Raw genomic sequence first — 4343 nt, forward strand, 5'->3', positions numbered from 1 at the left:
GCTTCGCCGGCTCTCGCCCCACATGTCCTTGAACTGGCTTGCAGAATACAAATCTGCTAAGGGAACATTCCGCTGAGGCAACCGAACCATCGGTCGGGAACATCTCTCAGTGAGGCAATACGTTTCTCACCCTGAATGTCGCGCGACATGCGCTAGGTCACTTCCGCCTTGGTGCGATCCCGGCTAGTGCGTCTGGATGGCTAGCAATCGGAAGTGGTGGGATGGAAGGTGAAGTGAGCGCGGACCCGGTGGGAAAGGTCCGTGTGAAGACACCCCGCAAGCCCGGTCGGCCGAGGAAGGACGGCAATCATCGGGAATCGATCCTCAACAATGCGGAGATCGCCTTTGCTGAGGGGGGCTATGCAGGAATCAGCATTCGTGACATCGCCGAGCGCGCGGGCGTCAACCAAGGACTGATCCGCTACTACTTCGAGAGTAAGCAGCAGCTTTTTGACGAGGTTTATCGGCGACGTGGAGGGGTGCTCTCCGGTCGCCGTCACGTGTTGCTCGATCGTCTTCAAGAAGGGGGGGAGCCCCTAACCGTCAAGTCTCTTATTCGTGCCTATCTACAGCCACAGTGGGACCTGAAATATAGCGGAGAAGCCGGGGCTGCGTTCGTGCGCCTCCAGGCACGCCTGCACGCCGAGCCGGAGGAGCATGCACTCCGGCTGCGACGCGAAGTCTACGATCCGTCAGTCAAGCGTTACGTGGACGCGCTTGCAAAGGTGTTGCCCGATATTCCCAGAAGAACGATAGGGCTACGTATGGCTTTCCTTGTCGGAACCTACCTCTTCATACTGAACGATCTTGGCCGCATTGAGGATCTTACCGAGGGTAAAATCATGCAGCTTTCCAAGGATCAGATGCTTGACCACATGGTTGAGTTCTTGGCCGCCGGTATCCAGGCCGGAACTCCTTAGCCCTCCACAGCCTCGAGGCGAGCAGGCACCGTTCCGAACCGCATGCCCGCCTTCCGCCCGTCGTAAGTCGCTTGGGCGATCTGCCCCGCGCCTAGGCAATCTCCAATTCGCTCTACGGAACGAATGAGCCCGGCTTCCCGCTTCGACACGAGCTCATGGTAGAGGTCGTCCTGAGAGGCCTGTCCGGTGACTAGAACGACGGTATCTGCGGGGATCTGTGTTTCCTTTCCATCAATGAGGCGACTGAGAGCGACCGAGCTCTCCGTAATCGAGGTGATTGACGATCCCACTACGATATCGATTCCAGCCTCGTTCATCGAATTCACAACGTGCACGAGTTCAAGCGTATTATGGGTCCACGGGCAGGGGTCGCTCGCCGTCGTGACGTAGGTCACCTTGCAACCGGCTCGTGCAAGCCGGTCTGCCACGGCGGCTGCCATGTAGTAGTAGTCCTCGTCGTAGACGACAACGTTCCCGGCTTTTGGAAGCTGGTCGCTGAGGATCTCTTCAGGGCTTAGAACGTGCGGGAGGTCATGTCCGGGGATAGGTTCGTCGTGATGGCGTCCCACCCCCTCTTTGCGCCACTTTGCGCCTGTAGCAACAATGACGTGGTCCGCTTCAAAGCCCGCCACATCATCTGCTCCGAGGAAACTTCCCAGGTACATGTTCACGTTTGGCATAGTCTGGAGTTGGCCGACCCTGTAATCGACTACCCGGCCCCAAGCGCTCAGCCGCGGCATCCTGCGCTCGCGGACGAGGCGTCCTCCCCATTCATCACCGGCGTCTGCTATTGATACCTGGTACCCGCGTTTGGCTAGCGTATGAGCCGCCTCTAAACCTGCGGGGCCACCGCCAATGACCAAGATTGATGCGTTTGGATCATGCGCCGCGGGCACTTCCTCGGGGTGCCATCCACTGACGTGCTCTTCACCTGCAGAGGGATTTTGCGTGCAGCGGATCCTAGAGTAGGTCATCACCTCCGCGGTGCACGCGTTGCAGCCGATGCACTCGCGGATATCATCCTGGCGACCGGCGTCGATTTTGTTTGGGAGGAAAGGGTCCGCAATCGATGGGCGCGCAGCACCAATCAGATCAAGCACTCCGCGCTTGATCTGGCTAACCATGGCGTCGGGTGAGGTGAAGCGACCAACACCGACCACTGGCTTGCTTGTGACCTGCTTGACGAAGTTAATGAAAGGCTCTTGCTGCCCCTCGTCAAAGAACCGGCTGCTACCGCTATCCCACGCCCAATCGCTAACATTGACATCCCAAAGGTCGGGCACGTCAGCGAGCGCTTCCACCACCCGGCGCCCGTCTTCGAGCGCAGTGATGTTCGAATGGCGCCGCCGTTCCTCTACAGCGAATCGAACAGCGACAGCACACCTGTCACCCACCGCGTCTTTTACATCGGACAGCGTCTCGCGAAGCAAGCGCACGCGATTCTCAAACACGCCGCCGTACTCGTCGGTCCGCTTGTTTGTTTTAGTATCCAGGAAGTCTTGCAACAGCGAAAGGTTGTGTGCGCAATAAACGTACACGATGTCGAAGCCGGCTTCGCGAGCGCGTAGCGCAGCATCGCGGTACCAGCGGCGGAAATCCAATATGTCCTGCCGGTCGATAGTCCGCGCCGAAATAGGATTGATGAAGTAGTGGGGGAACTTGGCTGTAGGGGAGAGGGGGTGTTCACGATGGTAGATAGCCGGACCAGACGCTCCCGCGTGGGCAAGCTCCACGCCTGCTAGCGCGCCATGCTCTTTCACAGCTGCGACAACGCGCGAGAGCGGCTCGATGTACTTGTCGTTGTAGATGCGCGGATCGGGCAACGGCGCGTGATCGGAGGTCTCGTGGATCATCGTCTCCTCGAGACAGACAACACCCCAGCCCCCTTCGGCCCTGGCCTTCCGGAAAGCTATCATCTCGTCAAGCGCAGGCATGCCCATCGCTGTGGCGTGTGGGACCACGTAAAACCGATTCTTAGTCCTGACCGGCCCGATTTGCACGGGTTCAAAGAGGATGTCGTATCGAGGGTCGCGCATTCTACACTCCACGGGCGGCACAATGTTGTCGAGCGCCCGACCAATGAGCGTTCGAGGATCCATCCCCGCCTGAGTCGGATGGAGTGTCCGCATTGTATCTCTGATGCCGCTAAGTGACGTATGGAAAGCGGCCAAAATTCGCTTGGAACTCTGATAGATGCGGGGTAACCTCGACGGCGTTGTTGCATTATTATGCGTGAGGGAGGGGGGATTCCTCGAGGGAATCGAGCAGGATATAGGTTTTGGATGCCGAAGCCTTCGAAGCCGAAATACCGCACGACGAACTGGAATGCCTACAATGAGGCGCTGAAGCGTCGCGGATCGTTGGAACTGTGGTTTGACCCGGGCATGGCGTGGCTTTTGGCTGCTTGCGGGAAGCGTGGTCGACCGCAGCGATTTTCGGACAGAGCGATCGAGTTTTGCCTGACGATGAAGGTTCTGTTTCGGCTCCCCTTGCGGCAGGTGACAGGGTTCGTTGCCAGCCTTTTGAAGATGGCGGGCCTAGATTGGCCGGTGCCTGATTACACGACGCTGAGCCGGCGGCAAAAGAAGCTGCAGGTGTCGTTGGATGCCCGGGCTTGTCCGGACGGGTTGCACCTGTTGGTGGACAGCACCGGCATCAAGATGGTGGGTGAAGGCGAATGGAAGACACGTAAGCATGGCGCCTCCTATCGGCGCCAGTGGCGTAAGGTTCATCTGGGGATCGACGCCCGGACGCTGGATATCCATGCCATTGAGGTGAACACCAATGCGGTGGGTGATGCACCGATGCTGCCAAAGCTTCTGGCGCAGATCCCTGACGATGAAACCGTCGTGTCGGTCAGTGGCGATGGTGCCTATGATACGCGCAAGTGCCATGGCGCGATCGCCGGGCGAAATGCCGAGGCGATCATCCCTGTCCGGCGTAACGGGCGGTCCTGGACAAAGGAGGGGCCTGGCGTCGAAGCACGCAATGAAGCCTTGCGGGCCACCAGACGGTTCGGCCGGGCAATCTGGAAGAACTGGAGCGGCTATCATCGCCGCAGTCTGGTCGAGACGAAAATGTCCTGCTTCAAGCGCCTCGGTCAACGCGTCACTGCCAGAACCTTCGACCGCCAGATTAACGAACTCAAAATCCGCGCCAAAGTCCTCAATCAATTCTCGAAAGCCGGGACCCCGATCACAGTCCGCGTCAAATAAATATTACTCAGTAAAAACCCGCCTTTACCCGAAGTGCTTTATGCAACAGCGCCGCTTGACGGCATCAACGACAGGTTCGGACGTAATAGGCCTCACCTCAAGATTTGTTCGCCAGACAACGCTAAGCTGGAAATACTGAGAACATCCTAGGCGACGAGCCGAAGTCTGCCGTTCGGGTCGTGGAGTGCTCGGTACCCGCGGTTGCCGC

The 4343-nt window shown here is 58.5% G+C and carries 3 protein-coding genes; 2 read left to right on the forward strand and 1 reads right to left on the reverse strand.

The features are described from left to right. Positions 1-221 precede the first annotated feature (221 nt). The gene (locus A8V01_RS26870) at positions 222-920 is read left to right on the forward strand and encodes a TetR/AcrR family transcriptional regulator (protein WP_103099305.1); all 699 of its coding nucleotides are present in this window, start codon (positions 222-224) and stop codon (positions 918-920) included. On the opposite strand, the gene ndpC is transcribed toward A8V01_RS26870, so the two are convergent. Then, positions 917-2968, reverse strand: coding sequence for a 6-hydroxypseudooxynicotine oxidase (ndpC, locus tag A8V01_RS26875; RefSeq protein ID WP_103099307.1), 2052 nt, complete (start codon positions 2966-2968; stop codon positions 917-919). The two genes, A8V01_RS26870 and ndpC, sit on opposite strands and share 4 nt — an antisense overlap. 234 nt (positions 2969-3202) lie before the next feature. Between ndpC and A8V01_RS26880 the strand changes: the two genes are divergently transcribed. Further along, positions 3203-4135: an IS5 family transposase gene (locus A8V01_RS26880; RefSeq protein WP_103099306.1), complete on the forward strand. Its 933-nt coding sequence runs from the start codon at positions 3203-3205 to the stop codon at positions 4133-4135. Positions 4136-4343: the final 208 nt, after the last annotated feature.

This window comes from Novosphingobium guangzhouense (assembly GCF_002896965.1).
GTDB lineage: Bacteria > Pseudomonadota > Alphaproteobacteria > Sphingomonadales > Sphingomonadaceae > Novosphingobium > Novosphingobium guangzhouense.